The 26939-nt window shown below is 59.0% G+C and carries 28 protein-coding genes; 22 read left to right on the top strand and 6 right to left on the bottom strand.

Annotation, left to right across the window (positions count from 1 at the left end):
* Nucleotides 1–10: 10 nt before the first annotated feature.
* The 3 genes from LQ945_RS16170 to LQ945_RS16180 all read right to left on the bottom strand — a co-directional run bounded on the left by LQ945_RS16170 (nucleotide 11) and on the right by LQ945_RS16180 (nucleotide 3097).
* Nucleotides 11–1123 (bottom strand): class II histone deacetylase, encoded by a 1113-nt coding sequence (locus tag LQ945_RS16170; protein WP_270101229.1) that lies wholly within the window; start codon nucleotides 1121–1123, stop codon nucleotides 11–13.
* Nucleotides 1124–1136: 13 nt separating this feature from the next.
* Nucleotides 1137–2309: an MFS transporter gene (locus LQ945_RS16175; protein ID WP_270101230.1), complete on the bottom strand. Its 1173-nt coding sequence runs from the start codon at nucleotides 2307–2309 to the stop codon at nucleotides 1137–1139.
* Between the two features lie 140 nt (nucleotides 2310–2449).
* Nucleotides 2450–3097, bottom strand: coding sequence for a helix-turn-helix transcriptional regulator (locus LQ945_RS16180; RefSeq protein WP_182820756.1), 648 nt, complete (start codon nucleotides 3095–3097; stop codon nucleotides 2450–2452).
* Nucleotides 3098–3662: 565 nt separating this feature from the next.
* Between LQ945_RS16180 and LQ945_RS16185 the strand changes: the two genes are divergently transcribed.
* The 5 genes from LQ945_RS16185 to LQ945_RS16205 are packed head-to-tail and all read left to right on the top strand — an operon-like array spanning nucleotide 3663 to nucleotide 8097.
* A complete protein-coding gene (locus LQ945_RS16185) occupies nucleotides 3663–5156 on the top strand; it encodes an APC family permease (RefSeq protein ID WP_044554068.1) in 1494 nt (497 codons plus the stop codon).
* Nucleotides 5131–5718 carry a DUF3156 family protein gene (locus LQ945_RS16190; protein WP_270101231.1) on the top strand — a complete coding sequence of 196 codons (588 nt, stop codon included), beginning with the start codon at nucleotides 5131–5133 and terminating at the stop codon, nucleotides 5716–5718. Before LQ945_RS16185 ends, LQ945_RS16190 begins: the two co-directional genes overlap by 26 nt.
* Nucleotides 5711–6493 carry an SDR family NAD(P)-dependent oxidoreductase gene (locus LQ945_RS16195; protein ID WP_270101232.1) on the top strand — a complete coding sequence of 261 codons (783 nt, stop codon included), beginning with the start codon at nucleotides 5711–5713 and terminating at the stop codon, nucleotides 6491–6493. The genes LQ945_RS16190 and LQ945_RS16195 overlap by 8 nt, the downstream gene beginning before the upstream one ends.
* A gap of 10 nt (nucleotides 6494–6503) precedes the next feature.
* Nucleotides 6504–7301 (top strand): MoaF C-terminal domain-containing protein, encoded by a 798-nt coding sequence (locus LQ945_RS16200; RefSeq protein ID WP_270101233.1) that lies wholly within the window; start codon nucleotides 6504–6506, stop codon nucleotides 7299–7301.
* Nucleotides 7302–7305: 4 nt separating this feature from the next.
* The gene (locus LQ945_RS16205) at nucleotides 7306–8097 is read left to right on the top strand and encodes an SDR family oxidoreductase (RefSeq protein ID WP_270101235.1); all 792 of its coding nucleotides are present in this window, start codon (nucleotides 7306–7308) and stop codon (nucleotides 8095–8097) included.
* Nucleotides 8098–8149: 52 nt separating this feature from the next.
* On the opposite strand, the gene hpaR is transcribed toward LQ945_RS16205, so the two are convergent.
* Nucleotides 8150–8602, bottom strand: coding sequence for a homoprotocatechuate degradation operon regulator HpaR (gene hpaR / locus LQ945_RS16210; RefSeq protein WP_262242170.1), 453 nt, complete (start codon nucleotides 8600–8602; stop codon nucleotides 8150–8152).
* Nucleotides 8603–8958: 356 nt separating this feature from the next.
* On the opposite strand from hpaR, the gene LQ945_RS16215 reads away from it, so the two are divergent.
* From LQ945_RS16215 to hpaC, 11 genes are all read left to right on the top strand, one after another.
* Complete coding sequence (locus tag LQ945_RS16215) at nucleotides 8959–9591, top strand: fumarylacetoacetate hydrolase family protein (protein WP_270101236.1); 633 nt, start codon at nucleotides 8959–8961, stop codon at nucleotides 9589–9591.
* Nucleotides 9588–10352 carry a fumarylacetoacetate hydrolase family protein gene (locus tag LQ945_RS16220; RefSeq protein WP_020825083.1) on the top strand — a complete coding sequence of 255 codons (765 nt, stop codon included), beginning with the start codon at nucleotides 9588–9590 and terminating at the stop codon, nucleotides 10350–10352. Before LQ945_RS16215 ends, LQ945_RS16220 begins: the two co-directional genes overlap by 4 nt.
* Nucleotides 10349–11803: a 5-carboxymethyl-2-hydroxymuconate semialdehyde dehydrogenase gene (gene hpaE / locus LQ945_RS16225; RefSeq protein ID WP_270101237.1), complete on the top strand. Its 1455-nt coding sequence runs from the start codon at nucleotides 10349–10351 to the stop codon at nucleotides 11801–11803. The genes LQ945_RS16220 and hpaE overlap by 4 nt, the downstream gene beginning before the upstream one ends.
* Nucleotides 11804–11840: 37 nt before the next feature.
* On the top strand, nucleotides 11841–12914 hold the full coding sequence (gene hpaD / locus LQ945_RS16230) for a 3,4-dihydroxyphenylacetate 2,3-dioxygenase (protein WP_270101239.1): 1074 nt from the start codon (nucleotides 11841–11843) through the stop codon (nucleotides 12912–12914).
* A gap of 51 nt (nucleotides 12915–12965) precedes the next feature.
* On the top strand, nucleotides 12966–13352 hold the full coding sequence (locus LQ945_RS16235) for a 5-carboxymethyl-2-hydroxymuconate Delta-isomerase (RefSeq protein WP_020825086.1): 387 nt from the start codon (nucleotides 12966–12968) through the stop codon (nucleotides 13350–13352).
* 10 nt (nucleotides 13353–13362) lie between these two features.
* A complete protein-coding gene (hpaH, locus tag LQ945_RS16240) occupies nucleotides 13363–14166 on the top strand; it encodes a 2-oxo-hept-4-ene-1,7-dioate hydratase (RefSeq protein WP_044554075.1) in 804 nt (267 codons plus the stop codon).
* A 45-nt stretch (nucleotides 14167–14211) separates the two neighbouring features.
* Nucleotides 14212–15006 carry a 4-hydroxy-2-oxoheptanedioate aldolase gene (gene hpaI / locus LQ945_RS16245; RefSeq protein ID WP_044554076.1) on the top strand — a complete coding sequence of 265 codons (795 nt, stop codon included), beginning with the start codon at nucleotides 14212–14214 and terminating at the stop codon, nucleotides 15004–15006.
* Between the two features lie 30 nt (nucleotides 15007–15036).
* Nucleotides 15037–16407, top strand: a complete 1371-nt coding sequence (gene hpaX, locus LQ945_RS16250; protein WP_044554077.1) for a 4-hydroxyphenylacetate permease — start codon at nucleotides 15037–15039, stop codon at nucleotides 16405–16407.
* A gap of 86 nt (nucleotides 16408–16493) precedes the next feature.
* Entirely contained in the window at nucleotides 16494–17390 is an 897-nt protein-coding gene (gene hpaA, locus LQ945_RS16255) for a 4-hydroxyphenylacetate catabolism regulatory protein HpaA (protein ID WP_044554078.1), read from the top strand.
* 192 nt (nucleotides 17391–17582) lie between these two features.
* Nucleotides 17583–19145 carry a 4-hydroxyphenylacetate 3-monooxygenase, oxygenase component gene (hpaB, locus tag LQ945_RS16260; RefSeq protein ID WP_182820740.1) on the top strand — a complete coding sequence of 521 codons (1563 nt, stop codon included), beginning with the start codon at nucleotides 17583–17585 and terminating at the stop codon, nucleotides 19143–19145.
* 17 nt (nucleotides 19146–19162) lie between these two features.
* The gene (gene hpaC / locus LQ945_RS16265) at nucleotides 19163–19678 is read left to right on the top strand and encodes a 4-hydroxyphenylacetate 3-monooxygenase, reductase component (RefSeq protein ID WP_262242134.1); all 516 of its coding nucleotides are present in this window, start codon (nucleotides 19163–19165) and stop codon (nucleotides 19676–19678) included.
* A 37-nt stretch (nucleotides 19679–19715) separates the two neighbouring features.
* Here the strand turns inward: hpaC and ampH are convergent, their stop codons facing one another.
* Both ampH and LQ945_RS16275 read right to left on the bottom strand, forming a co-directional pair.
* Nucleotides 19716–20858 carry a D-alanyl-D-alanine-carboxypeptidase/endopeptidase AmpH gene (ampH, locus tag LQ945_RS16270; RefSeq protein WP_270101241.1) on the bottom strand — a complete coding sequence of 381 codons (1143 nt, stop codon included), beginning with the start codon at nucleotides 20856–20858 and terminating at the stop codon, nucleotides 19716–19718.
* A gap of 148 nt (nucleotides 20859–21006) precedes the next feature.
* Nucleotides 21007–21765, bottom strand: coding sequence for a FadR/GntR family transcriptional regulator (locus tag LQ945_RS16275; RefSeq protein WP_020825094.1), 759 nt, complete (start codon nucleotides 21763–21765; stop codon nucleotides 21007–21009).
* Nucleotides 21766–22000: 235 nt separating this feature from the next.
* Between LQ945_RS16275 and LQ945_RS16280 the strand changes: the two genes are divergently transcribed.
* From LQ945_RS16280 to LQ945_RS16305, 6 genes are read left to right on the top strand one after another with little or no spacing between them, the layout of a single operon-like run.
* The gene (locus tag LQ945_RS16280) at nucleotides 22001–22741 is read left to right on the top strand and encodes an SDR family oxidoreductase (RefSeq protein ID WP_270101242.1); all 741 of its coding nucleotides are present in this window, start codon (nucleotides 22001–22003) and stop codon (nucleotides 22739–22741) included.
* Between the two features lie 53 nt (nucleotides 22742–22794).
* A complete protein-coding gene (locus tag LQ945_RS16285) occupies nucleotides 22795–23640 on the top strand; it encodes a fumarylacetoacetate hydrolase family protein (protein WP_270101243.1) in 846 nt (281 codons plus the stop codon).
* 14 nt (nucleotides 23641–23654) lie between these two features.
* Nucleotides 23655–24932 (top strand): L-fuconate dehydratase, encoded by a 1278-nt coding sequence (locus tag LQ945_RS16290; protein WP_044554083.1) that lies wholly within the window; start codon nucleotides 23655–23657, stop codon nucleotides 24930–24932.
* Between the two features lie 14 nt (nucleotides 24933–24946).
* Complete coding sequence (locus tag LQ945_RS16295) at nucleotides 24947–25810, top strand: amidohydrolase family protein (RefSeq protein ID WP_044554084.1); 864 nt, start codon at nucleotides 24947–24949, stop codon at nucleotides 25808–25810.
* Nucleotides 25788–26564 carry an SDR family oxidoreductase gene (locus LQ945_RS16300; RefSeq protein WP_270101244.1) on the top strand — a complete coding sequence of 259 codons (777 nt, stop codon included), beginning with the start codon at nucleotides 25788–25790 and terminating at the stop codon, nucleotides 26562–26564. Before LQ945_RS16295 ends, LQ945_RS16300 begins: the two co-directional genes overlap by 23 nt.
* Nucleotides 26561–26920: an L-rhamnose mutarotase gene (locus LQ945_RS16305; protein ID WP_270101245.1), complete on the top strand. Its 360-nt coding sequence runs from the start codon at nucleotides 26561–26563 to the stop codon at nucleotides 26918–26920. The genes LQ945_RS16300 and LQ945_RS16305 overlap by 4 nt, the downstream gene beginning before the upstream one ends.
* The last annotated feature ends 19 nt before the right edge of the window (nucleotides 26921–26939 follow it).

Below are 26939 nucleotides of genomic sequence, written 5' to 3' on the forward strand. Positions count from 1 at the left end.
CCCAGGATATTTAGCGAATAAAGTGCTGCGCCAGCGCATCGATAGCCTGACGCTGGAACAGGTTGAAGGCGTCTCGCGGCTGCTGTTGGCGGATGAATGCCAGCAGCGGATCTTCGACCTCGGTGCGAATACCGCTCAGTTGCTCCATCACTGCCAGACCGCAGAAGGGCACGTAGGACTCGGCATAACCGCCCTCATGCACCATCACCAGCTTTCCATTGCACAGGCGGTCGGCAGCGTCCTGCACCAGAGCCGTCATGCTGCGGAAACTGTCGCTGTGCAGCTGCATGCGCGCCAGCGGGTCGAGGGCATTGGCATCGTAGCCGCAGGCGACAATGATCAGCTCGGGTTTGAAGCGCTCCAGTGCCGGGATCACGATCTGCCGCATGGCATACAGATAGCCGTCGTCACCGGCACCTGCCAGCAGCGGAATATTGATGTTAAAGCCTTCTCCTGCCCCGGCACCGCGGTCCTGTTCACCGGAGTAGCCCGCCGGGAAGCAGCCGTCCTGATGCAGCGACAGCGTCAGCACGTCGTCACGTTGCCAGTAGATATGCTGCGTGCCGTTGCCGTGATGCACGTCCCAATCGAGCACCGCCACTTTGCCCAAACCGTATTTGTCTTTGGCACGCTCGATGGCGATGGGGATATTGGCCAGAAAGCAAAACCCCATCGACCGATCCGGCAGGCAATGGTGGCCCGGTGGGCGCGACAGCGCATAGGCGTTATCCAGTTTGCCCTGCAGCACCGCTTCGACCGCCGTGCAGGCCAGCCCGGCGGACAGTTTGGCTATCTCGTAGCTGCCCGGCCCCAAAGGGGCTTCCTCACCCAGCATGCCCCCGCCGTTATCGCTTAGCTGTTTGAAACGTCGCAGGTAGTCGGCCGGATGAATGCGCAACAGGTCTTCTTCCGTCGCCATGTCGGCACTCAGCAGCTGGAGCTGGCGCGACAGGCCGGACACGTCCATCAGGTTTTTCATCCGCCGTTTGGTTTCCGGCGATTCGGCATGGCCCGCCCCTGAGGGCGGTTGCACCCAGCCGCCGACCGGCAGCGTAGTGGCATGCAGGCCGGTGCTGTGCCAGAAACAGCGTTCATCAAACAAGAAACCGGTTTTTCTTTTCACCTTATTACTCCTGTTAAATGGCGCGTTGAACGCGCGGTGAAGCCAGCGAAATCAGCAGCAGCGACAGCAGCGCACTGCCCAGCGCCCCGACCAGCAGCCTGTCGAAACCGCCTGAAGACTCAATCCAGTAACCGGCCAGCGTTGGGCCGATCGCCATACCGCCGCCAATCACCAGATTGATGTTGTTCATCAGCTTGCCGTTGTTATCCAGCCCGGCGACGCGGGCCAGGATAAACGGCAGCACAAAGGTCCAGGTAAACTTGAACAGCACCGCCGCCAGCGCAAAGCGCAGCAGCTGCGGCGTGTGGAACAGCAGCGCAATGCCGGCGATCAGCAAGCCGTAACTTAGCCAGATGAGCCCATTGCCGCTTCGCCTGGCGCTGATGAAGGCCGCACCACCGGCACCGACGATGCCAAACAGCGTGGCGGACGCCAGCACCTGGCCGCTGCTGACCGGCGAAAGGCCGGCCGCGTGGGCGATACTGCCGATAAAGGTCCAGACTGCGCTCAGGCTGATATAAAAGGTCAGCACCGCCAGAACGGCGAAGGCTTTGCGCAGCCATGGCGTTGCCGTGGCATGGGCGGTGGATTGAGCAGGATGAAAGCCGCTGGGAAAGGCGGAAAGCAACGGCAAGCTGCACAGCATGATGGCCGCCAGGATCAGGTATACCGCCATCAGGCCAAAATGGGCGAACAGCAGGGGCAGCACCAGCAGGCCAACGGCGCCCAGCACCAGTTGGCCCAGTACCCATAACGCGTAAACCCGGCTGGGGTTGGCGGTGCCACCGGCACAGGTAATACACAGGATCATCAGCGTGCCGCCCGCCAAAGAGGCGATGAAGCGCAGCCCCAGCAGCAGGTGAAAATCACTGACCAGTGCCGACGCCAAATTGCCGACGATAAACACCCCCGCAGCCAGGGTTGCCACCCGGCGCCAGTTAACGCGGCTGATCCACCACCAGGCGGGCAGGGTGGCGAGGCTCATGGCCCCCAGCTCGGTGGAAAACAGATGGCCGATTTGCGCGGGGGTGAGCGACCATTGGCTGGCCAGCTGTGCGGCAACCGCCGGAGCGGTCATCAGGATGCCCGGTGCAATGGCGGCAAAGATGATGATGGCGGTCAACAGCCGCGGCGGGCAGGGGAGAGCCGCCCCGGCAGCGGGTACAGAAACGGAATCACTGGACATAATAAGTATCCCCGCAGGTTAAGCCTGACTCAGATATAACCGCGTTGCCGTATTCTGGGCAGGCGGAAACCGCGCCATGAATGGCGAATAATTAACGAACTTATTTTCTCCACTATAAGCCGATGTTATGGCTCTATTTATTAACCGTGGGCAATAAAGCTGCTGGCCACCAATTCGGTACGGTTGACCACTTCAGTTTTGGCAAAAATATTGCGCATATGGGTTTTTACCGTTGAAAGCGAAATACCCAGCTTCAACGCTATGCGTTTATTACTGGCGCCTTCACGCACCATATTGACGATCTCCTGCTCTTTGGCGGTGAGCAGGCGGGCTTCCCCGTCGGGCAACAGGTCGCGGGTCGCCAGTTCGATCAGCGGCATCACCGCCCGCAGGCGACCGCGTTCCAGTTCGGTAAACGGCGTATCGCGGATCAAGGACACTCCGGCAACGATGCGTTTACGCTGCCGAATAAAGATCTCCGTCATGTCGCGCATATCATTGGGCAGCATAAAGTCATGATAGTAATGGCGGTTATTGGCGATTGCCGCCGGGCTCATGCCGACCATATTGATGTCCTGCTGGTGAAAGTTGGCCGGCTTGAGCGGATCGATCTGCTGGAAATGGTTCAAGTACTGCTGATGGGTTTTATCGGAGATGCCGTGCAAAATATAGTGGTCTGGCCGTAGGTCATGGTTAACCAAATAAAACACCCCTGCGGACACCGGGATCAGGTGTGCAATGGTGGTCAAACAGCTGTTGATAAAGGCATCGGACGATGCAATGTGCATGATTCATTTCCTCCCTTTATCGTTCGGTCTGGAATATTCGGTCAATATGTGAACGATACAAGCATAGTGATAGCAATTGTGCAACACAATAAATACATATTAACAACGTGAGCCTGATTGCAATAAAACACATAAATAACAAGGCAACGAAGAAGCCTCGGCAGCGACAGTGCTGCATGGGTGTCGATATTTTATTAATATATTAACGAATGACCTGTGGCCTTCCTGCTGAATTTACAGCAATTTCCCCCTCGGCGTGGTGACCCCCTGCGATATCACCGGCCAGTCTCGCCGCTGATGCCGCTCCCCGCGGCTCGTTCTTAAGAACGATAGACAGCCTTAATCCCGTTGGTTCTCTCTGTGAAAACCTTTTCCTGCCAACGAAAACCATAACGGTTGATTGGGCACCAAAGGTAAGACGAAAAAGCTATGGTTTGGCCTCGTCCTTAAGGACGATAGTCAGCATTTTCTTTTCCTCTCTATAGTGATATTGCCGCCACTGGCGACGAAACACCTGCAAATGCACCATCAGGGCCAAACGATAAAACTATAAGAGGATATAACCATGAACCTGTCGTCGCGGCTTCATGCCCATCTTGAGCGGGGCAAGGTCGGATTCCCCACCACGCTGGCCAGCTCGGTCGGGGTGATTATGGCCAGCCCGGTGATCCTCACCGTGACCAGCGGTTTCGGCATCGGCGGCGATACCTTCGCGCTGGCGATGCTGATCGCCTTTATCATGATGCAGGCCCAGCTCACCACCTTCTCGGAGGCGGCGGCGATATTGCCGACCTCAGGATCGGTGTATGACTATATCGCCTGTGGTATGGGACGTTTTTTTGCCATTACCGGCGCGCTGTCGGCCTACCTGATCGTGCATATCTTTGCCGGGACCGCCGAAACCATTCTCTCCGGCATCATGGCGCTGGTGAATTTTGAGCACCTTAATACCCTGATGGAAACGCACAATGCTTCCTGGATGGTGGGGGTGGGTTTGGTCATCGTCTTCGGTGCACTCAACGCCTTCGGCATTGAGGCCTTCGGTAAAGCGGAGATCGTGCTGACCTTCGCCATGTGGAGCACCCTGGTGATATTTGGCATTACCGGGCTGCTTTCGCCGCATGCGGTACCGCTGGAAGGCTGGTTTGGCAGCACGCTGAGCCTGAGCGATCCCTTTGCGGTATTCAGCCTGATCGGCATGGCGATGTTCATGTTCGTCGGGTGTGAGTTGGTCACGCCGATGGCGCCGGAGATCAAACGCTCCGCCAGCGTGATCCCTCGGGCAATGTCGCTGGGACTCTGCGGCGTGGCGGTTTGCATGGCGTTGTACGGCGCGGCGCTCAGCCATCAGGTGGAAAATGTGGTGGTAGATGCCGCCAACGGCGTTCATCTGTTGGATACGCCGATGGCGATCCCGGCTTTTGCCGGTCAGGTGATGGGCGAATTCGGCAAATACTGGTTGGGTATCGGGCTGCTGCTGGCCGGGGCGGCGACCATCAACACGCTGATGGCGGCGGTGCCGCGCATTCTTTATGGCATGGCGCTGGACGGGGCATTGCCACGTATCTTCGCCTATCTGCACCCCCGTTTTAAAACCCCGGTGGTGGGTATTCTGGTGGCGGTGTTAATACCCTGCGTGCATGCCTTCGCCATTCAGGGCAATCTCGACCGCATCATTCCGCTGGTGCTGGCGGCGGTGTGCGCCTGGGGCGTGGCCTACCTGCTGGTCACCTGCTCGGTGGTGATCCTGCGTATTCGCCGCCCGGATCTGCCACGCGCTTACAAATCTCCCTGGTTCCCGCTGCCGCAAATTGTCTCCAGCGTGGGCATCGTGCTGGCGATTATCTATATCACCCCGCCGGGCATGGATCCGCGTGCCGTCTATATCCCGTTCAGCATCATGATTGGCCTGACTGCCGCCTATGCGTTGTTCTGGACCCTGTGCGTACAAAAGGTCAATCCGTTTAAACCGGTGCCGGTCGAACAGGTACTGGAAACGGCCTTTGCCAAAGCGGAAAGCGAGGAGGCGCAGTTTGATCGGCTTACTTCCCTCACTTAATCGCTATTGGCAGCGTCCTCCGGCGGGCTACCAGCCAGGGGTGACCCTCAGCCGCCTGGCGAACAGTCTGCAGCCCTATGACTGCGAACGTCTTTCGCCCTGCCTGCTGCGCCTGACCCTGCCACAGGGAGCGGTTATCGACATCAGCGAACGGGTCAGCGCGCTGTTTATGGCGCATATCGTCAGCCAGCGTTTCTGCGTGCAGGGGGCGTGCTCGCAGAAGGAACCGCTGACGCTAGGTATTAACGCCGGGGGGTGGTTACGGCGACGCGGTATCGTTTATCGCGCGACCCGGGATGATGCCGCAGCGCAGCGAATGATTGCCGCTCTGCGGCGCTATCCGCAGATTGCTGAAACGCTGGAGCAGCTTGATTTTCGGCGTATCCAACTGACGGTCGCTGCCGGTCATTGGCGGCTGGAGATCGAACATTTTGCCGCTTCGGAAGTGGTCAGCCGTTTGCCTGCCGGTCGCCGCTATCTGCGGCTGGAACCGGAGCAGCGGCGCTTGCTGCTGAGCAGCCTGCTGATGATCGGCCAATTGATGGAGAAACTGGATGAGTAGAGTCGTGGTGATTACCGGCGGCGGCACCGGCGTGGGGGCTGCGTGCGCCAGGCTGCTGGCGAGCAGGGGCGATCGGGTATTTATCATCGGCCGCCGCCGTGAACCTCTGATGGCGCTGGCGGACGACATTGGCGCGCAGGTATTGGTGGGGGACGCCGCCAGCGGCGAATGCTGGCAAAGCCAGCTGTTGCCGGCCATTTTGCAACAGGCCGGGTGCATCGACTGCCTGATCGGCAGCGCCGGCGGGATGGGGCTGGGGCGGATTACCGAAATGAACGATGACCAGTGGCGTCTGGCGCTGGACAGCAATCTCAACAGTGCTTTTGCCAGCGCCCGCGCCTGCCTGCCGGAGCTGGTGAAAACCGGCGGCAACCTGCTGTTTGTCGCCTCGATCGCTTCGCTGGCCGCCGGGCCGGAGGTTTGCGGCTACGTGACCGCCAAACATGCGCTGATTGGGCTGATGCGCTCCATCGCTCGTGACTACGGCCCGCTGGGCGTGCGTGCCAACGCGGTGTGTCCCGGTTGGGTCACTACGCCGATGGCGGATGAAGAGATGCAGCCGCTGATGGCTGAGTACCACCTTACGCTGGAGCAGGCTTACCAACGGGTATGCCGCGACGTGCCGTTGCGTCGCCCGGCCAGCGCCGAAGAGATCGCCGGTATCTGCCGTTTTCTCTGTTCGGACGAAGCGTCGATCATTACCGGTGCGGCGCTGGTGGCCGACGGCGGCTCCACCATCGTCGACGTACCGACATTGGCTTTTACTTCCCTTTAAGGAGCATCAAATGAGTACAGAAGCGGTATTTATTCAGGTTGGCGCACTGGCGGAAGGCTTTGCGCCGCACAGCAATACGCTGGAACAGCAGCATGGGTTGAGCGGTAACACGCTGACATTACGTTTTGCCGACGGTGAAATGCTGAGTTGTCACTTTGTCGATGAGCAGACGCTGAGTTGGGGGGAGTACAGGGGCATCGCTTATCGCGCCACCAGCATCCGCCCCGGCATTCTGTTTATCGATTTTCTCGATCCCGCACAGGATAACGCCAGTATTACGCTGGTGTGCGATCGCAACCAGGGGAATTTCACGGCGGTGTATGGCCAATTGCCGGATGAGGAACAGGCCCGTCTGGACGCCTTCAGCCGGGTTGAGCAAGGGCTGCCGCTGACGGCGGTCAACGTTGAATTCCACTTTGGCACGCTGGATAACGCCGATGCTGAGCCGCCACAGTTCACTGACGAGCTGATCGGCATGCGCAATATGTATACCTACAGCCCGACCGAGCGTTACGAACACATTTATCTGAACGACAATTTCTATGCCTGGCAGTGTCTGGACGGCGTGGAAAAAGGGCTGGCGGATGTCGATCGCTGCCACTACGTGAAGGTAGCCGAACAGCTGTACCTGTTTGTCTGGCGGGAGAAGATTGTGCCGACGCTGGGCGTAGTCATTATCGACCTGCAAGGCATGCGCACCGACGGCAAGATCCTCGGCTATCAGGGCAGCGATTTCAGCGCGCTGAGCAATTTTGCGGTAGGCGCCCATGCGCAGGTGCTGAACACCACGCGTCACCCACGGGGATAGGCCGATGAATGCAACCTATGCGGCCGATGCCTTCAGCGGTCAGGTGGTACTGGTGACGGGCGGTGCGCAGGGCATCGGGCTGGCGATCGTCAGTGCCTTTGCTCAGTTGGGCGCGACGGTGGTGATGGCGGATCTGCAGCTGCAAAAAGCGCAGGATGCCGCCGAGGCACTGCAACAACAGGGCGGGCAGGTACAGGCGATGGCCTGCGATCTGGCCGATTCGGGGCAGATTACCGAACTGATAGCGGTGGTGGGGTTGCAGCATCAACGGCTGGACGTGGTGATCCATAACGCGGCTTACTTCCCGCTGACACCCTTTGCCGAGATTGACGCCGTGTTATTGCAACGCACGCTGAGCGTTAATCTGATGGCGCCGTTCTTTCTGGCACAGGCGGCGTTACCCTGGATGCAGCGTCAGGGCGGGGGCTGCATTTTGGTGACTTCGTCAGTGACCGGGCCACGGGTCGCCTATCCGGGGCTGGCGCACTATGCCGCTTCAAAGGCCGGGGTCAATGGGTTTATTCGCGCGGCGGCGCTGGAACTGGCGGCGGCCGGCGTCAGGGTCAACGGCGTGGAGCCGGGGATGATCCGCACGCCGGCGATGGCCAATCTGGGGGGCGCGGCGGTCAATCAGGCGATTGCGGCCGCAGTGCCGCTCGGGCGATTGGGGGAGCCGGAAGACATCGCGGCGGCGATGGTGTTTCTCGCCTCGCCGGCGGCCGCCTATATGACCGGCCAAACGCTGGTGGTGGACGGCGGCGCATTACTCCCCGAGGCCCATCCTGTTCTTTCTTGACGTTGCAGCCTGGCGGCAACGCCAATTATTTAGAGGATGATAATCGAAAGGATCATTTCTTTGTTGGATGGGCGGTCACGTTGGCGGGCAGTTTCTCCCCCAGGGTGATCAGTTCGTCCAGCAAGGTCATCAACTGGTCCATTTTCTGCTGTGAAAATGCGGCTTCGATCTCAGCGTACCCCTGTTCTACCTGGTGGCGCGCCACTTCATACAGCTCCTGCCCCTGCTGGGTGAGAGACACGTACAGCTTGCGCTGATCGTTAACCGGTTTCAGGCGGAAAATCAGCTTATCGCGTTCCATGCGCGACAAAATGCCGGTCAGGCTGGGGCGCAGGATGCAGGTTTCTGCCGCCAATTCGTGGAATTCGATTGAACGGCTGTTGGCCAGAACGCGAATGATGCGCCATTGCTGTTCGGTCAGGTTATGGCTTTTCAGGATCGGGCGAAAAAAGCCCATGGCGGTTTCACGCGCTTGCAGCAGGGCAATGGTTAAGGACTCATGCATAGATTTGGCCTTGGCTATAAGGGGTTCTTTGTTCCGGCATTTACCGGCGGGGCTCGGCAGGCGGCCCCACGGGCGCTGCAATCCCTTCCTGTAAATCCTGATTTTATTAATAACTTAATAGTAGCCAAGTTTACCCCGATGGATAAAGCGAAAACGCCTATACAGCGGTAAAAATCAGCTAAAAATGATTAATCCGTTGAATAATCACGCTAATGTTCATGGGTTGTGAATATTTTGTTATCACGATCACAAATCAATCCACCCGCGTTGCGTAAAAGCTGAACAGCGTATAAAAGTATTCATTAACATATTAATGAATGCCAAATTGCCCTGTTGTGTCATTGAAAGGAGTTTGCATGAAAGGCACCGTATTTTCCGTCGCGTTGAACCACCGCAGCCAGATAGACGCCTGGGATCAGGCGTTTCATCAGCCGCCGTATAAAACCCCGCCGAAGACCCCGGTGTGGTTTATAAAACCGCGCAATACCCACCTCGCCAACGGCGGGGCGATCCCGTTTCCTGCCGGTGAGCAGGTGCAAAGCGGCGCTACGCTGGCGGTGGTGATTGGCAACACCGCCCGTAAGGTGCCGGTTGAACGGGTCGCCGACTATCTGGCCGGTTATGCGCTGGCCAATGACATCAGCCTGCCGGAAAGTAGCTTTTACCGCCCGGCGATCAAAGCGAAATGCCGCGACGGTTTTTGCCCGTTGGGGGAGATAGGTGCATTGGTGAATTCCGAGCAATTGGAAATCATCACCGAAATCAACGGGGTGGAACAGGACCGCTGGTCGACAGCCGATTTGGTGCGTTCGGTGCCGGAACTGATCGCCGCCATCAGCGATTTTATTACCCTGCAGCCGGGCGACGCAGTGCTGATCGGCACGCCGCACCAACGGGTGGACATCAAACCCGGAGATGAAGTGAGGGTGCGTGCCGCCGGTTTACCGACCCTGACCAACCGCGTAGTGCAGGCAGGAGAAACAACATGAGACATGCCCGTATTCGCCATCATGGCCAAATTGTTAATGTCAGCGTCGACGAGCAACTGCGCGTGACGTTGCCGGACGGCACGGTGTTGCCAGAGCAGGACGTCGAGTGGTTGCCACCGGCGCAGGGCACGGTGTTTGCCCTGGGGCTGAACTATGCCGATCACGCCAGCGAGCTGGAATTCAAGGCCCCGGAAGAGCCGCTGGTGTTCCTCAAGGCGCCGAACACCCTGACCGGCCATCGGCAGGTTTCGGTACGTCCGGCCAACGTCGACTATATGCACTACGAAGCCGAGCTGGTGGCGGTGATCGGCAAGACGGCGCGTAACGTCAGCCGCGAAGATGCCATGGCATACGTGGCGGGCTACACGCTGTGCAATGACTACGCCATTCGCGACTATCTGGAAAACTATTACCGCCCAAATCTGCGGGTGAAAAGCCGCGATACCCTGACGCCGATTGGGCCGTACATCGTCGATCGTGACGATATCGCCGATCCGCACCGTCTGGCACTCAGCACCTACGTCAACGGCGAGCTGCGCCAGCGCGGCAGCACCGCCGACATGATTTTCGATATTCCCTACCTGATCAGTTACCTGAGCGAATTTATGACGCTGCAGCCGGGCGACATGATCGCCACCGGCACGCCGAAAGGGCTGGCCGACGTGCAGCCGGGCGATGAAGTGGTGGTGGAGATTGAGGGCATCGGCCGTCTGGTTAACCACATCATCAGTGAAAAAGATTACGAGGAAAGCCTGCGATGAAAACCATCAACCATTGGATTAACGGTAAGAACGTAGCCAGCAAAGAGTATTTCACCACCACCAATCCGGCCAACGGCGAGGTGCTGGCAGAGGTCGCTTCCGGCGGGCAGTTGGAGATCGATCAGGCGGTGGCTGCCGCCAAGGCTGTGTTCCCGAAATGGGCTAATACGCCAATGAAAGAGCGTGCTCGCCTGATGCGTCGTCTGGGCGAGCTGATTGACGAGAACGTGCCGCAGATTGCCGAGATGGAAACCGCCGACACCGGTCTGCCGATCCACCAAACCAAAAACGTGCTGATCCCGCGTGCTTCGCACAACTTTGAGTTCTTTGCAGAGATCTGCCAGCAGATGAACGGCCGCACCTATCCGGTGGACGACAAGATGCTCAACTACACGCTGATCCAGCCGGTGGGGGTATGTGCGCTGGTGTCACCGTGGAACGTGCCATTCATGACCGCAACCTGGAAGACTGCGCCTTGCCTGGCGCTGGGCAATACCGCAGTGCTGAAAATGTCCGAGCTGTCGCCGCTGACCGCCGATCGCCTGGGCGAACTGGCGCTGGAAGCCGGTATTCCGGCCGGGGTGCTCAACGTGGTGCAGGGTTACGGCGCCACCGCCGGCGATGCGCTGGTGCGTCATAAAGACGTGCGTGCGGTGTCCTTTACCGGCGGCACTGCCACCGGGCGCCGGATCATCGAAAGCGCCGGCTTGAAGAAGTTTTCCATGGAGCTGGGCGGGAAGTCGCCGGTACTGATTTTCGAGGATGCCGATATCGAACGTGCGCTGGACGCCGCGCTGTTCACCATTTTCTCGATCAACGGCGAACGCTGCACTGCCGGTTCGCGCATCTTTATTCAGGAGAGCATTTACCCGGAATTCGTCAAACGTTTTGCCGAGCGCGCCAACCGCCTGCGCGTAGGCGATCCGCAGGATCCCAACACGCAGGTTGGGGCGTTGATCAGCCAGCAGCACTGGGAAAAAGTGTCCGGCTATATCCGCCTCGGGCTGGAAGAAGGTGCCACCCTGTTGGCCGGCGGCCCGGACAAACCGGCCGGCCTGAGCCACGGCAATTTCCTGCGCCCGACGGTGCTGGCGGATGTCGACAACCGGATGCGTATCGCGCAGGAGGAGATTTTCGGGCCAGTGGCCTGCCTGCTGCCGTTCAAATCGGAAGAAGACGGCCTGCGCATGGCCAACGACGTGGAGTACGGCCTGGCGTCGTACATCTGGACGCAGGATGTGAGCAAGGTACTGCGTCTGGCCCGCAATATTGAAGCGGGGATGGTTTTCGTGAATACCCAAAACGTACGCGATCTGCGCCAGCCGTTTGGCGGCGTGAAATCCTCCGGCACCGGCCGCGAGGGTGGGGAATACAGCTTTGAAGTGTTCGCCGAGATGAAGAACGTGTGCATTTCCATGGGTGACCACCCGATCCCGCGCTGGGGCGTTTAAGCCTCAACCCATAATAAAAACGAAGGAGATGAGAACAATGACGACAAAACTTACCACCCATGCTGTCCCTGCTCCCGATGTTGTGCGCTGCGCCTATATGGAAATTCAGGTCACCAACCTTAAAGCCGCGCGCGAATTCTACGTCGATATCCTGGGTCTGGTTGTGACCGCCGAGGACGAAAAAACCCTCTATCTGCGGTCGATGGAAGAGTTTATCCACCATAACCTGGTGCTGCGTGAAGGGCCGGTGGCTGCCGTTGCGGCCTTTGCCTTCCGCGTGCGTACGCCGGAAGACGTCGATCGCGCCGAAGCCTATTTCAAAGCGCTGGGTTGCCGTACCGAGCGCCGGGTGAATGGTTTCGCCAAAGGCATTGGCGATTCGGTGCGGGTAGAGGATCCGCTCGGCTTCCCGTACGAATTCTTCTACGACGTGCAGCACGTCGAGCGTCTGGCCTGGCGTTACGATCTCTACACGCCAGGGGCGCTGGTACGTCTTGACCACTTTAACCAGATCACGCCCGACGTTCCGCGCGCGGTGGAATACATCCAGGGGCTGGGGTTCCGCGTGACGGAAGATATCCGTGATGAAAATGGCGTGGTTTACGCCGCCTGGATGCGCCGCAAAGCCACGGTGCACGACACCGCGATGACCGGCGGCGCCGGGCCGCGTATGCACCATATTGCGTTCGCCACCCATGAAAAGCACAACATTCTGGCTATCTGCGACAAGCTCGGCGCACTGCGTAAATCCGATTTGATCGAACGGGGTCCAGGCCGCCACGGCGTCTCTAACGCCTTCTATCTCTATCTGCGCGATCCCGATGGCCATCGCGTAGAAATCTATACCCAGGATTACTACACCGGCGATCCTGACAACCCGACCGTGAGCTGGGATGTGCACGATAACCAGCGCCGCGACTGGTGGGGCAACCCGGTAGTGCCAAGCTGGTACACCGAGGGGTCACTGGTGCTCGATCTTGATGGCCAGCCGCAGCCGGTTATCGAACGCAACGCGCCAAGCGAAATGGCCGTCACCATTGGCGCGGATGGTTTTTCCTATACTCGTCAAGGCGATACAGAGAAAGGCTTTAAGCTCGGCAACACCCTGTAGCCCCCAACGCGCGGACAGGCGTTCGCGCAAATTCGTTTCCCGGAGATTGCTATGCCGCATTTTTATGCTGAATGCACCAATAACATCCGCGAAGAAGCCGAGCTCCCCGCGTTGTTCGCCAAGGTCAATCAGGCACTGGCGGACACCGGTATTTTTCCGCTGGCAGGCGTGCGCAGCCGCGCTATCTGGCTGGATACCTGGCAGATGGCCGACGGTAAGCACGATTACGCCTTCGTGCATATGACATTGAAGATTGGTCACGGCCGCAGCCTGGAAAGTCGTGAACAGGTGGGCGAGATGCTGTTTGCCCTGATCAAAGAACATTTCGCCGCGCTGATGGCCAGGCGCTATCTGGCGCTGTCCTTCACGATGGAAGAGTTGGATCCGGTGCTGAACTACAAGCAAAACAATGTCCACGCGCTATTTCGCCAAGGCTAAGGGGCCGTCAATGTTGAATAAAGAGCTGGTGAGTCGTGCCGTGCAGCGCTTGCATCAGGCGGAGCAAAACCGCGAGCAGATCCGCGCGCTGTCGCTGGATCATCCCGAGATCACCATTGAAGACGCTTACGCTATTCAGCGCCAGTGGGTAGAGCTGAAGATCGCCGAGGGGCGCAAACTCAAGGGCCATAAAATCGGCCTGACGTCGCGCGCCATGCAGGTCAGTTCCCAGATCACCGAGCCGGATTACGGCGCGCTGCTGGACGACATGTTCTTCAACGATGGCAGCGATATTCCCATCGATCGCTTTATCGTACCGCGCGTCGAGGTTGAGCTGGCCTTTGTGCTCGCCAAGCCGCTGCGCGGGCCGAACTGCACGCTGTTCGATGTTTACAACGCCACCGATTACATCATCCCGGCCCTGGAGATTATCGATGCGCGTAGCCATAACGTGGATCCCGAAACTCAGCGCCCGCGCAAGGTGTTCGACACCATTTCTGACAATGCCGCCAATGCCGGGGTGGTGATGGGCGGGCGCCCGATCAAACCGGACGCGTTGGATCTGCGTTGGATCAGCGCGTTGCTGTACCGCAACGGCGTGATCGAGGAGTCTGGCGTGGCGGCGGCGGTGCTGAATCATCCGGCCAACGGCGTGGCCTGGCTGGCCAACAAACTCTTCCCGTACGACGTAGAGCTGGAAGCCGGACAGGTGATCCTTGGCGGTTCCTTCACCCGACCGGTTGCCGCCCGACGCGGCGATACCTTCCATGCGGATTATGGCCCGATGGGCTGCATCAGCTGCCGGTTTGTCTGATCGGCCCTTTCCCGGGGGAGAGTGAAAAAACCAATGGAGAACACCATGTTAACCAACCCTTTCAAGCAGGCGTTGCAGGAAAAACGCCCGCAGATTGGCCTGTGGCTGGGGCTGTGCAGCAGCTACAGCGCAGAAATGCTGGCCGGGGCCGGTTTCGACTGGCTGCTGATCGACGGCGAACATGCGCCCAACAACGTACAAACGGTACTGGGCCAGTTGCAGGCCATCGCGCCTTATCCGAGTCATCCGGTGGTGCGTCCGGCATGGAATGATCCGGTGATGATTAAGCAACTGTTGGACGTCGGCGCGCAGACGCTACTGATCCCGATGATCCAGAACGCAGAACAGGCGCGTGACGCGGTGCGAGCCACCCGTTATCCGCCGCACGGCATACGCGGCGTTGGCAGTGCGCTGGCACGGGCTTCCCGTTGGAACAGGGTGCCGGATTATCTGCAACAGGCCGACGCGCAGATGTGCGTACTGGTGCAAATCGAAACCCGCGAGGCGGTGAAAAACCTGGATGCCATCCTGCAGGTGGAGGGGGTCGACGGGGTGTTTATCGGCCCGGCGGATCTCAGCGCCGACATGGGTTTTTCCGGCAATCCGCAGCAGCCGGAAGTGCAGCGAACCATCGATGACGCTATAGCGCGCATCAGCGCCGCAGGCAAGGCTCCGGGCATTCTGACGGCCAATCCGGAACTGGCGCAGCACTATCTGGCGTCCGGCGCGCTGTTTGTCGCAGTAGGGGTGGATACCACCCTGCTGGCGCGAGCGGCGGAATCGTTGGCCAGCCGCTTTAAGCAGGAGCGGCCGCCCGTGCAATCCCCGAGCGTTTATTAGGTTGCAGGCAGCCATCTTATTGGAGACACCATGAGCAACGTCGATTCGCTGCCGCCGGCCAACCCGGCGCAGCAACATAAAGCGTTAACCGCCGCCGAGCAATCGGTGATTAAAAAGTTATTTCGGCGACTGATTATCTTCCTGTTTGTGCTGTTTGTTTTCTCTTTCCTCGACCGCATCAATATCGGCTTCGCCGGGTTGACGATGGGCAAGGATCTCGGCCTGAGCTCGACCATGTTCGGCCTGGCGGCAACCTTGTTTTATGTCACCTATGTGATCTTCGGCATTCCCAGCAATATCATGCTGGGGATTGTTGGCGCGCGACGCTGGATAGCCACCATCATGGTGCTGTGGGGGATAGCCTCGACCTGCACGCTATTCGCCACCGGGCCGACCAGCCTGTACCTATTGCGGATGATCGTAGGTATTACCGAGGCCGGTTTTCTGCCGGGGATTCTGGTGTATCTCACCTATTGGTTCCCGGCTTTTTACCGCGCTCGCGCCAACGCGCTGTTTATGATCGCCATGCCGGTGACTATGGCGATTGGCTCGCTGGTGTCCGGCTATATTCTGGCGCTCGACGGGCTGATGAACCTCAAGGGATGGCAATGGCTGTTTCTGCTGGAGGGCATTCCTTCGGTGCTGTTGGGCGTGGTGGTGTGGTTCTATCTCGACGATACCCCGGCCAAGGCCAAATGGCTGACCGATGAAGAAAAAGCCAGTCTGAAGGCGATGATGGAGGCAGACAAGCTGCAACTGGTGCAACCCAATGGGCCGCACAGCCATCGGGCGCTGCAGCAGCGCAGCCTGTGGAGGGAAATCTTCACGCCGATCGTGCTGATGTATACCCTGGCTTATTTCTGTCTGACCAACACCCTGAGCGCCATCAATATCTGGACGCCGCAGATCCTGCAGAGCTTCAACCAGGGCAGCAGCAACATTGTGATCGGTATTCTGGCGGCGATCCCGCAGATCTGTACCATCGCCGGCATGGTGTGGTGGAGTAAGAGATCGGATCGGCTGCAAGAGCGCAAATACCACACCGCGCTGCCGTACCTGTTTGCCGCTGCCGGCTGGCTGCTGGCGTCGGCCACCGATCACAGCATGATCCAGCTGCTGGGGATCGTGATGGCGTCGGTGGGGTCGTTCACGGCGATGGCGATCTTCTGGACCACGCCGGATCAGTCCATCAGCCTCGAGGCGAGGGCGATTGGGATCGCGGTGATCAACGCCACCGGCAATATCGGATCGGCGGTCAGCCCGGTGTTGATCGGGTGGTTTAAGGATCTGACCGGCAGCTTTAACTCTGGGCTGTATTTCGTTTCGGCGTTGTTGATCATCGGTGCCGTGATCGTTTGGCGGATCCCGATGCAGGGTTCGCGCCCACGGGCCACACCTTGAACTGCGGGGGCCGCTTGCGGCACCCCTGCCGGATACCTGTAGGGGTTGAGCATGCTCAACCCGTTCTTGGGGGATGAGGTCACTACATGCAGAAAAGTACCGGTTTTATCGCCAATATCGATATCTGCAAAGAGTACGATGCGCGTTACGCCACCGACGAAGTGCACTATGAAACCTTCGCCGGGCTGGCGGCGTTTTTTGGCCGCGATATGCAGGTGCATTGGCACGATCGGTTTTTCCAGATGCATTTTCTGGAGACCGGCAAGATTGAGCTGCAGCTGGACAGCCAGCACTATTCGGTGCAGGCGCCGCTGTTCATCCTGACGCCGCCCTCGGTGCCCCATGCGTTTTTCACCGAACCGGACAGTGACGGCCACGTGCTGACGGTACGCCAGGAGCTGATTTGGCCTTTGCTGGAACGCCTCTACCCTGGCAGCAATCTGGCGTTGGACATGCCGGGCATTTGCCTGTCGCTGGCGGATGCACCGCAGGAATTGACCGCGCTTAGCCATTACTGGGCGCTGATCCGGCGTGAGTTCAGCCAGAGGTTAGTGGGCCGCGAACAGACGCTGGTGCTGTTGGCGCAGGCGGTGTTTACCCTGCTGTTGCGCAATACCACGCTGGAGGATACCGCCACCAGCGGCGTGCGTGGCGAACTGAAGCTGTTCCAGCGTTTCAACAAGATGGTGGACGAGCGTTTTCGCGATCACCTGGCAGTGCCGGACTATGCGCAGGCGCTCGGCGTCACCGAATCGCGGCTGAACGATTTGTGCCGGCGGTTTGCCAACCAGCCCCCCAAAAGATTGATCTTCGATCGCCTGCTGCGCGAAGCCAAGCGCATGCTGCTGTTCAGTGCCTGCACGGTGCATGAAACGGCCTACAGCCTGGGTTTTAAGGATCCGGCCTATTTCGCGCGCTTCTTCAATCGTCTGGAAGGCTGTTCACCCTCGACCTACCGCGCTGCTCAACATCCCCTTTCATAACGGTGGAACACCGTCTGGATCACAATTCGCGGCAATTGCGGCCTACCAGCCTGAAAAGTACCGGCGTTTGCCGCAAAAGTCTCTTCTCGAAACCGGCCCTGGAAGCTTCAATTAAGCAACCAAAAGAAAACATTATTTTAACAAGCGGCCGAATCCACGGTCTGCACTATGCCGATTACGAGGAAGACTTAAATGAAACCTGAAGACTTTCGTGCTGACAACAAACGCCCGTTCACCGGTGCTGAATACCTGAAAAGTTTGCAGGACGGCCGTGAAATTTATATCTACGGCGAACGAGTGAAAGATGTCACCACCCACCCGGCATTCCGCAATGCGGCGGCTTCGGTCGGCCAACTGTACGACTCGCTGCACGATCCGGTCAGCCAGGATCGCCTGTGCTGGAACACCGATACCGGCAACGGCGGTTACACTCACAAGTTCTTCCGCTACGCCCGCAGCCCGCAAGAGATGCGCCAGCAGCGTGATGCCATCGCCGACTGGTCACGCCAGAGCTACGGTTGGATGGGGCGCACCCCGGACTACAAGGCGGCCTTCGGTTGCGCGCTGGGGGCTTATCCCGAGTTTTATGGTCAGTTCGCTGATAACGCGCGCCACTGGTACAAACGCATTCAGGAAACCGGCCTGTACTTTAACCACGCTATCGTTAACCCACCGATTGATCGCCACAAACCAGTCAACGAAGTGAAAGACGTTTACATTCAGGTGGAGAAAGAGACCGACGCGGGCATCATCGTCAGCGGGGCCAAGGTGGTGGCGACCAACTCGGCGCTGACCCACTATAACTTTATCGGTTTCGGTTCTGCCCAGGTGATGGGGGATAACCCGGACTTCGCGCTGATGTTTGTGGCGCCGATGGATGCCGAAGGGGTGAAGCTGATTTCTCGCGCCTCCTATGAACTGGTGGCCGGCGCAACGGGATCTCCGTTCGATTATCCGCTTTCGAGCCGTTTCGATGAGAACGATGCGATCCTGATTATGGATCATGTGCTGATCCCATGGGAAAACGTGTTGATCTACCGCGATTTCGATCGTTGTCGCCGCTGGAGCACCCAAGGGGGATTCGCTCGTCTGTTCCCGCTGCAGGCCTGTGTGCGCCTGGCGGTGAAGATGGACTTTATCACCGCGCTGCTGCAAAAAAGCCTGTCCTGTACCGGCGTGCTGGAGTTCCGTGGCGTACAGGCCGATCTTGGCGAAGTGGTGGCCTGGCGCAATATGTTCTGGTCACTGAGCGATGCGATGTGCGCCGAGGCCACCCAATGGGAAAACGGCGCTTATCTGCCGGATTCCACCGCGATGCAAACTTACCGCGTGATGGCACCAATGGCCTACACCAAGGTGAAGCACATTATCGAAAAGAACGTCACCAGCGGTTTGATTTATCTGCCGTCCAGCGTGCGCGACATGAATAACCCGGAGATCGATAAATACCTTTCTCGTTACGTGCGCGGATCCGACGGTATGGATCACGTTGAACGCATCAAGATCCTCAAGCTGATGTGGGATGCGATCGGCAGCGAATTCGGCGGTCGCCACGAGCTGTATGAGATCAACTACGCCGGCAGCCAGGATGAGATCCGCCTACAGTGTCTGCGCAACGCACAGGGATCCGGCGCCATGAACCAGATGATGGAGATGGTCGACAAATGCCTGTCCGACTACGACCAGCACGGTTGGAAAGTGCCGCATCTGCATAATAATGGTGATATTAATCAGCTGGATAACTTGCTCAAGTGATCCTGAAGGAGGGGTGTATGTCTCAGGAAAATGAACACCGTTTGCTGTTTCGCGACGCGATGGCCAGCTTGTCCGCCGCGGTGAATATCGTCACCACCGACGGCCCTGCGGGGCGCTGCGGCATTACCGCCACCGCCGTGTGCTCGGTGACCGATACGCCGCCGACGCTGCTGGTCTGCATTAACCGCAACAGTGCGATGAACCCGGTTTTCCAGGCGAATCAGCGCCTGTGCGTCAACGTGTTGAACCATGAGCAGGAGCTGATGGCACGCCACTTTGCCGGGATGACCGAACTCAGCATGGAGGAGCGTTTCCGTTTGGAGGAATGGCAGAACGGCGCGCTGGATCAACCGGTGCTGCGTAACACGTTGGCCAGTCTGGAAGGGGAGATCGAGCAGATCCAAAGCATTGGCACCCATCAGGTTTATCTGGTGCAAATTCGCCAGATCCGTGTGAGTGCGGGCGGTAACGGTCTGATCTACTTCAAACGCAACTTCCATCCGGTGATGCACAAGATGGCGGCGTTAGTCTGAAAATGGCGGGGCGCACGGGCTGCGCCCCGTTACGGCATTAGCTTTTGTTGGTCGCCAAATCACTCACCAGCCGGTTCACCGGATCGCTCATGTTGGTGAATTTACTCAGTTCCGAGCGGGTTACCACCACAAATACCCCAACGTTTTTCTGCGGGATCATCGCCATATAGGTAATAAAGCCGCCGCCACCGCCGGTTTTCTGAATAATCCCCGGCAGTTCACCGTTCGGCGCCATATACACCCAGCCCAATCCCAGGGCGCTGGCTTCACCCGGCACATCCATCCCTTTGAGCGAAACCAGATCGTTACGCTGGAAGTACATGGTCTGCTCGCTGGCTGCGGTTGATTTGCGTGAGCCGGAGACGTTGGAGGTGAGGAACTGTTGCATCCAGCGTTGCATATCGCGTGGGGTGGAGTAGACGCCGCCGCTGCCGGCTGCGGCCGTGGTATCGCGGCAGGCGCTAGGGCCGGCTGCGGCGACCATCAGCCGTGAGCACTGCTCGGCACTGGGGGTCAGGGTGGTGTCGACCATGCCGAGCGGCGCGGTGATTTTTTCTTTCAGGAGGGCGCTGTAAGGTTTGCCTGCCGCCCGTGACAGCGCATCCGCCAGCAGGTCATACGCCAGGTTGGAGTAAGAGGCGCGTACGCCCGGCGGAACCGTCACGTTGGCGTGCTCCAGCCACTGCCAGCGCTGCGCTTTGGTCGGCCAGGTGAACACCGGCGTTTTTGGCGGTTTCTTGCCCGGTTGCTCACGCGGCAGGGCGCTGGTGTGGGTGGCCAGGTTCAGCAAGGTGATCGGCTGGCGAGCGTTATAAGCCGGTACGTAGGCACCCGACGGGGCGTATTTGCGCAGCGGATCGTTGAGCTTGACCCGGCCTTCCGCCGCCATTTTGACCATCACTTCGCTGGTCATCAGCTTGGTGATCGAGGCGATGCGGATCAGGGAATCCGGGCGCGGGCGCAGGTTGTTGCCGGGTTTGGTGTCGCCAAAACTGCGGTTAACCACCTGATTGCCGTCGATCACCACCAGCGCCATGCCGGTGGCGCCGCTGTTGTAGAATATGTGCTCGGCATATTGGTCGACGATTTGCGAAGCCAGCTGCGGGGCGGCGGCCTGCGCGGCCAGCGGAGCGGCACACAGGCTCAGCGCCAGCAATGAAGCGGAGAAAGAGTTCTTCAACGGTCGTTATCCATTTTAAAAGGCAGCAGGGAAAGGGCCGGGGACGGCTTAATCTGCTGTCAGTGTAATGTGCCTGAGCCTTGGCTGCATGTGGAAAAAAGGCGGTTTGAGAAAAAATTTCCCACCGCCCTGATGCCGGTCAATCGTCCTACTGCGCGCGGGCGAAAATGGCGATCACTTCGTCCAGATGCGCTTTCATCGCCTTGCGTGCGCCACGCACGTCACGCGCCTCGATAGCGGCCAGAATTTCCCGGTGTTCCTGTTCGGAACGGTGCGGCATATCATCCGGCGTGTAGTGACGCTGAAGTACGCGGAACATGCTGCCGTAGCGGTGGCCGAGCAGGTGGCCGATGATAAAGGCGTAAGCCGGGTTGCCGCTGGCCTGTGCGATGCGGATATGGAACAACCGATCGCCGGGATGGGTGGCCGATCCTGCGCGGTTATCACGGCAGTTTTGCTCGTAGGCCTCGCGGATACCCGCCAGTTCCTGATCGGTGGCGTGGCGCGCCGCCAGTGCTGCGGTTTCGGGTTCGATCAACAGGCGGGTTTGCAGCAGTGAGAACGGCGGCAGCTCGGCGTTAAAATCCAGCTCGATATTCAATTCATCATCGATTTCTGCCCACTGATCCCGGCCGGCCTGGGCCATCACCGGCTCTTGCGATGTCATCACCGGCGTTTGCGCCCGGACGATCACCCCGTTGCCGACTTTGACATCCACCAGGCCAATCACTTCCAGCGCGATCAGCGCCTCTCGAACGGAGGCCCGGCTAACCTGTAACTGCTGGGCCAGATCGCGTTCGGAGGGCAGGCGGCTGCCGGGAGGAAATTCATTGTTATCGATGAGCCGTTTCAATTGGTCGGCTATCTGTCTGTAAATACGAGGATTTTCCAGTCGGGTAATCGGCATTTTTTACCTTGGCCTTTTCCGTGTTAAGTGATTCAGCGCACAGTTATTAGTCAAACCGCTTGAGTAATCGTTATTCAAGTGTAAAAAATTGGTTAATCAAAAAGCTGTTCCAAGTGTATCTCATAACATTCTCACCAAACCATAACGCGTAAAGCGTCTTTTGTCATGTTAAAGGCCTGACCTTTAATTGCCCTAAGTGGCCTGACCATTAGACCTTTGAGCCAAGGGAGCGAAAATGAATTTAACCGGAAAACGCGTGCTGATCACCGCCGCCGGCCAGGGGATTGGCTTCAGTACCGCCAAACTTTTTGCTGAGGCAGGCGCGCAGGTCATTGCCACCGACATCAACACCGAGCAACTGCAGGGTTTGCCCGGCATCGTGCCAATGACGCTTAACGTCACCGATGCCGCGGCGATTGCGGCAGCGGCGGAAAGCCTTGGCCCGATCGACGTGTTGTTCAACTGTGCCGGCGTGGTGCACAGCGGATCGATCCTGGAGTGCAGCGAGGATCAGTGGGCATTTGCGCTGGATCTGAATGTGACCGCAATGTTCCGCATGATCCGCGCCTTTCTGCCCGGCATGCTGGCGCGAAAAAACGGGTCGATTATCAACATGTCCTCGGTGGCTTCCAGCGTGAAAGGGGTGCCGAACCGCTTTGCTTACAGCGCCACCAAGGCGGCGGTGATAGGCCTGACACGTTCGGTGGCGGCGGATTACGTCACTCAGGGTATCCGTTGCAACGCCATTTGCCCCGGTACGGTGGAGTCGCCTTCGCTGCGGCAGCGCATCGCCGAGCAGGCGCGCGAACAGGAACGCAGCGAAGAAGAGGTGTACCAGGCGTTTGTGGCTCGTCAACCGATTGGCCGTATCGGCACCACCGGCGAGATCGCCCAATTGGCGCTGTATCTGGCCTCCGATGCCAGCTCCTACACCACAGGGACGGTACAGATTATCGACGGCGGCTGGAGCAACTGAGACCAGACGCTTTGGGCCGCTATGCCCAACCCATTTTTCACAGCGAGGACATCATGAAACTTTTACGTTATGGCGCGCCGGGACAGGAACGCCCAGGAATATTGGATCCGCAGGGGCAAATCCGCGACCTGTCGCAGCATATTGCCGACCTGAGCGGTGAAGCCTTGCTGCCGGCGGCCTTGGACAAACTGCGTGCGCTGGACATCAACCAACTGCCGCGGGTGGAAGGACAACCGCGACTGGGGCCGTGCGTGGGCCACATCGGCAAATTTATCTGCATTGGCCTCAATTATGCCGACCATGCGGCGGAAACCGGCGCGGCAATCCCCTCCGAGCCGGTGGTGTTCAACAAATGGACCAGCGCGGTGGTCGGGCCGAACGATGAGGTGCAAATCCCGCGTGACTCGCTCAAAACGGACTGGGAAGTAGAGCTGGGCGTGATTATTGGCCTGGGCGGAAGTTACATCAGCGAGCAGGATGCGATGCGCCACGTCGCCGGTTACTGCGTGATTAACGACGTCTCGGAGCGTGAATTCCAGATTGAACGCGGCGGTACCTGGGACAAAGGCAAAGGCTGTGACACCTTCGGCCCCACCGGCCCCTGGCTGGTAACCGCCGACGAAATTGCCGATCCCCATAGCCTGAACCTGTGGCTGGAGGTGGACGGCAAGCGTTATCAGGACGGCAACACCAGCACCATGATCTTCCGCATTCCGCAAATTATCAGTTACCTGAGCCGTTTTATGAGCCTGCAACCGGGCGATGTGATCTCGACCGGTACGCCGCCGGGCGTCGGCATGGGGCAGAAACCAACGCCTCTTTACCTGAAAGCCGGACAGACGATGCGGCTGGGTATCGAGGGATTGGGTGAACAGCGTCAAACAACCGTACAGGCCTGATGGGGAGCATTGCCATGACAACGATTACCGCACTGCGGGTGGAAGATATTCGCTTCCCGACTTCACTGGCGCTGGACGGATCCGATGCGATGAATCCGGATCCCGACTACTCCGCCGCTTATGTGATCCTGGAAACCGATCGCGCCGATCTGAGCGGCCATGGGCTGACTTTTACCATTGGCCGTGGCAATGAGATCTGCTGCGCGGCGATCCGTGCGCTGGAGCATCAGATCGTCGGCGTCACTCTGGAAGAGATCGCCGCCGATATGGGAGCCTTTTGGCGCCGTTTTACCAGCGACAGCCAGCTGCGTTGGATCGGGCCGGACAAGGGGGCGATCCACCTGGCGACCGGGGCGGTGATCAACGCGGTTTGGGATCTGTGGGCCAAAGCTGAGGGTAAGCCGGTGTGGCGGCTGGTGGCGGAGATGACGCCAGAGGAACTGGTGCGCTGCATCGATTTTCGCTACATCACCGACTGCATTACGCCGCAGGAGGCGCTCACGCTGCTCAAACAGCGGGCGCAGGGCAAAGAGCAGCGTCTGGAACGGCTGCTGCAGGAAGGCTACCCCTGTTACACCACCTCCGCCGGGTGGCTGGGCTACCCGGATGACAAATTGCGTCGATTGTGTCAGGAAGCGGTCGATGCCGGTTTCTCCTACCTGAAGCTGAAGGTGGGGCGCGATCTGGAAGACGATATCCGCCGCGTGCGCATTGCCCGCGAGGTCATTGGCCCCGATCGTCAACTGATGATCGACGCCAACCAGGTCTGGGAGGTCAACGATGCCATCCCGTGGGTGAAGCATCTGGCGTTCGCCAAGCCCTGGTTTATCGAAGAGCCCACCAGCCCGGATGATGTCGAAGGGCATCGCCGCATTCGCGAGGGGGTTCATCCGGTCAAGGTCGCCACCGGCGAGATGTGCCAAAACCGCATTATGTTCAAGCAGTTCATCATGCGCGAAGCGATTGACGTGGTGCAGATCGACGCCTGTCGCCTGGGGGGCGTCAATGAAGTGCTGGCGGTGATGCTGATGGCCGCCAAATACAACCTGCCGGTGTGCCCGCATGCCGGAGGCGTGGGGCTGTGTGAATACGTTCAGCATCTGTCGATGATCGACTACCTGTGCATTGCCGGTACCCACGAAGGACGGGTGATCGAATACGTCGATCACTTGCATGAACACTTTGTTCACCCTTGCGACGTCAAGGGGGCGGCCTATATGCCGCCGCGCCATCCCGGTTATTCGATCGAGATGCATGCGTCGTCGCTTGAACAGTATCGGTTCCGCGGTTGAACGGGAAACAGGCCATGCTGCGCATCGATGCCCATCAACATTACTGGCAATACCATCCGCAACGCTACCCGTGGATCGGCGAGCAGATGGCGGTGCTGCAGCAGGATTTTGGCCCGGCTCAGCTTGATCCGTTGCTGCAGCGCCACGGTTTTGACGGTGCGCTGGTGGTGCAGGCCCGCCACGGCGAACAGGAAACACAGGAACTGTTGGCCCAGGTGCAGCAAAGCCGGGGTGTGTGCGGGGTCGTGGGCTGGCTGGACATTGCCGGACCGCAGCTGTCGCAGCAGCTTGATGAATGGCGGCAGCAGCCTCTGCTGCGTGGCCTGCGTCATCTGGTACAGGATGAACCGCAGCCGGACGCCTGGCTGGCGCGGCCGGAGGTGCGGCGCGGCATGCAGACGCTGCAGCGGCAGGGCTACGTTTACGACATTTTAGTCACCCATCGGCATTTGACGGCGTCGGCGCAGTTTGCCGCCGAGCACGACGATTACTGGTTGGTACTGGACCATCTCGGCAAGCCGGATATCGCTTTGGGCGCGAAGCACTGGGCGCAGCAGATCAAGCCGCTGGCGGCATTGAGCCATGTGGTCTGCAAACTGTCGGGGCTTATCACCGAAGTGCCCGGTGGCAGATGGCAGGCATCGCAGCTGCTGCCGTTTTTTGATGCGGCGCTGGAGGTATTCGGCCCGCAGCGGCTGATGTTCGGTTCCGACTGGCCGGTGTGCCTGCTGGCCGGGGATTATGGCCAGGTTTATCAACTGAGTGAGCAGGCAATCGCCACGCTGAGTCCTTCGCAACAGGCGGAGATTTGGGGCGGTACCGCCTGCCGAATTTATGGCTTAACGGAGTCTGGTTATGGATCTGTATCTGAAAGATAAGGTGGTGATCGTCACCGGCGGCGGTTCCGGCATCGGCGCGGCCATCACCCTGCTGCTGGCGGAGGAAGGGGCGATCCCGGTGATTGTCACCAACGCTGCGCCAGAGGTGGAGTTTCTGACGCAACTGCGGCAGTTGCAGCCGAGCAGTACGGTGATCATCACCGACTTATGCGAAGAGCGGGATTGTCGGCGGGCAGTGGCGCAAACGCAAGAGACCTTCGGCCGCATCGATGCGCTGGTGAATAACGCCGGTGTTAACGATGGCGTGGGGTTGGAGGCCGGACGCGAGGCCTTTGTCGGATCGCTGGAGAAAAACCTGATCCATTACTACCTGATGGCGCACCTGTGCCAGTCGGCGCTGCAAAACAGCAAGGGCGCCATCGTCAACATCGCTTCCAAAACGGCCTTGAGCGGGCAGGGCGGCACCAGCGGTTATACCGCCGCCAAGGGCGCCGTGCTGGCGTTGACCCGCGAGTGGGCGGTGTCGCTGCGCCATGAAGGCGTACGGGTGAATGCGGTGGTTCCGGCGGAGGTGATCACACCGCAGTATCAGCGCTGGATCACTACCTTCGAGCAGCCGGAACAGCAGCTCGAGAAAATTACCGCGCGCATTCCTTTCGAACATCGGATGACCACGCCGCAGGAAATCGCCAACACCGTGGTGTTCCTGATTTCATCGCGTTCGTCGCACACCACCGGGCAATGGCTGTCGGTGGATGGTGGTTATCTGCATCTTGATCGGGCGATCACATGAGTAGCGGGGCGGGCAGGGGACGGCGCTTTTGTCAGGCGCTCGATCTGGTCGACTCACCGGCGCTGATCGAGGAGTACCTGCACCATCACCAGCGTATCTGGCCGAAGATTGCCGCTTATCTGCGGGAGCACGGCATTTTGGATATGGAGATTTATCGGCTGGGTACCCGGCTGTTCATGATTGTTGACGTTAGTACCGAGTTCGATGCCGCGCGGTTTGCCGCCGCCGGCCTGAGCAACCCCCACGTGCAGCGCTGGGAAGCCCTGATGTGGCAATACCAGGTCGCCACCCCCTGGACGCCGAAAGGCGAAAAATGGGTGGAGATGGAGCAGATATTTTCTTTGCAAAAACAATAACATCGCTACTCTACCGAGG

It is taken from the genome of Serratia liquefaciens (assembly GCF_027594825.1).
Lineage (GTDB): Bacteria > Pseudomonadota > Gammaproteobacteria > Enterobacterales > Enterobacteriaceae > Serratia > Serratia liquefaciens_A.